The sequence below is a fragment of the Corynebacterium sp. genome, assembly GCF_012837295.1.
Classification (GTDB): Bacteria; Actinomycetota; Actinomycetes; order Mycobacteriales; family Mycobacteriaceae; genus Corynebacterium.
The window spans coordinates 1-2,389 of the sequence record NZ_DURI01000177.1; the positions used below are offsets into that span (position 1 = coordinate 1).

The window sequence follows — 2,389 nt, forward strand, 5'->3', positions numbered from 1 at the left end:
CGGCCGGGTCGAGGTCGCGCAGGGACTGGTAGCGGACGTCATCACTGGGGATACCGGTCATGGGTGGGCCAACAACCTTTCGAAGGAAGCTACGGGTTCGGTGCCATCGTAGTCCCCCACCCCCGGCCGGGCCGATTCGGTGCCGGACACCTCCCCCGGCATCGTGGTTCGGGGGCACCGGATGGTGTCGCAGGTCACGTCGGGGACGCGGGGGTCGGCAGGGGGCGGCGCGGGTCCCGATTGCTTTGCGACGGCCCGGCGCGCCGGCGTCCGGCGCCTAGAACGCGACCCAGCCGATCGCTCCGGCGGCGAGCACGACCGCCCAGGCGGGCAGCTTGAACTTGGTCAGAGCGGCCAGCGCGGCGACGGCCAGAACGAAGGTGCCGGGCCCGGAGATGCCGTGGGTCCAGACGGGGTCGTAGAACGCGGCGGCCAGCAACCCGACCACGGCGGCGTTGATGGCCGCGACCGCACCACGGGCCTTCGGGTTCGCGGCCTGTTTCGCCCACACCGGCATCACCGCGATGAGCAGCAGCATCGACGGCAAGAAAATCGCCAGCGTGGCGATCAGCGCGCCGAGCACCCCGCCGGAGGCCATGCCCAGGTAGGACGCGAACGTGAACAGCGGGCCGGGCACCGCTTGGGCCAGGCCGTATCCGGCCAGGAAGGTATCCGCGTCGACGACTTCGGGAACCAGGCCGCCCTCCAGCAGCGGCAGCACCACGTGGCCGCCGCCGAAGACCAGGGCACCGGCCCAGTAGTAGGTGCCCCACCACTGCGTTGCCGCGAACGCCATGACCGCGAGGAACGCCACGGCGGCGCCGATCGACGCCCACGCGGGCACCGCGTAGGCCAGATGCGCGGGCGCCGTCGCCTGCGTGGCCTCGCTGCCGGACTTCCCGTCTGCCCTGACCTCACCCTTGTCATCGCCCTTGTCATCGCTGCGGTCCCCGTCGTCGCCCTTGCCATCATCGCCGTCCCCGCGATCACCGCCGCGCAGGAGCACGAGACCGATGACGCCGGCCACTGCGATGGCCGCGACCTGCGCCCACACGCCCCAACCGCCCGGCGCGAGCAACGTCACGGCCATCGCGCCGACGGCCACCGCGGCGGTCAACGTCGAGGTCACCAGGTTCTTGGCCATCCCCCACAACGCGACGGCCACCACCGCCACCGCCGCCGCCTTCAATCCCGCGATGGGGCCGTCGAGGTCGCCGAAGTACGCCACTCCGACGGCGGCCAGAGCCAGCACGAGCGCGGAGGGCGTCGTAAAGCCGACGAAGGCGGCCAGCAGGCCCGGCAGCCCTGCGCGGCGCCAGCCCAACGCCATGCCGACCTGCGACGACGCCGGCCCGGGCAGGAACTGACACAGGGCGACGACGTCGGCGTACTCGGCGTCGGTGAGCCACCTGCGCTTGCCGACGAACTCCTCGCGGAAATACCCCAGGTGCGCCACGGGGCCGCCGAAGGACGTCAATCCCAGCAGGCCGAAGGCGGAAAACACCTCGCCCACGGAGCCTGGATGGCGGCGGGACACACCACCCGCGGCATCGCCCGCAGCATCCCCGGAAGAGGCGTCGGTCACTTCTTTCATGTCCGTAACGTTAGGGCACCCGGACGACGAGCGCAGGCCGGGCGGTTGGCATGATGGGGACATGACCCGCGCGCAGGCACCCGGCCCCTACCTGGAGTTCGACAGGCGGCAATGGCGCGAACTGCGCAAGTCCATGCCGCAGGTGCTCACCGCCGCGGAAGCCGAGCGGCTGTCCGGCATCGGCGAAAACATCGACCTCGACGAGGTCGCCGAGGTCTACCTCCCCCTGTCCCGCCTGATCCACCTGCGGGTGCAGGCGCACCGCGAACTCAACCGCACCACCGCGACGTTCCTCGGCGACGAGTACCGCGGCGTGCCGTTCATCATCGGCGTCGCCGGCTCGGTGGCCGTGGGCAAGTCCACCACCGCCCGCCTGCTGCAGGTGCTGTTGGAACGCTGGGACACCAACCCGCGCGTGGACCTGATCACCACCGACGGTTTCCTGCACCCGTCCGCCGAGTTGAACCGCCGCGGGATCATGCAGCGCAAGGGCTTCCCGGAGTCCTACGACCAGCGGGGATTGATGCGCTTCGTCACGTCCGTGAAGGCGGGCGTGCGCGACGTGAAGGCCCCGGTGTACTCGCACACGGCGTACGACCGCGTGCCCGGCGAGTTCGAGGTCGTCGACCAGCCGGACATCCTCATCGTCGAGGGGCTCAACGTCCTGCAGACGGGCCCGATGCTCATGGTCAGCGACCTCTTCGACTTCTCCGTCTACGTCGACGCGCGCCGCGAGGACATCGAGCGCTGGTACATCGAGCGGTTCCTCAAGCTGCGCCACACCGCGTTCCGGGC

Annotated in this window: 2 protein-coding genes; one reads left to right on the plus strand and one right to left on the minus strand. The window is 70.7% G+C overall.

Annotated features, from left to right (window positions below; genetic code table 11):
* Positions 1-277: 277 nt before the first annotated feature.
* A complete protein-coding gene (chrA, locus tag GX015_RS06090; protein WP_291343598.1) occupies positions 278-1,594 on the minus strand; it encodes a chromate efflux transporter in 1,317 nt (438 codons plus the stop codon).
* Positions 1,595-1,655: 61 nt separating this feature from the next.
* Here chrA and coaA point away from each other — a divergent pair.
* A partial coding sequence (coaA, locus tag GX015_RS06095) for a type I pantothenate kinase (RefSeq protein ID WP_291343600.1) occupies positions 1,656-2,389 on the plus strand: 734 nt, incomplete at its 3' end.

Coding starts and splice junctions, on each gene's coding strand:
- chrA (WP_291343598.1), bottom strand. CDS start 1,594: ATGAAAGAAGTGACCGACGCCTCTTCCGGGGATGCTGCGGGCGATGCC.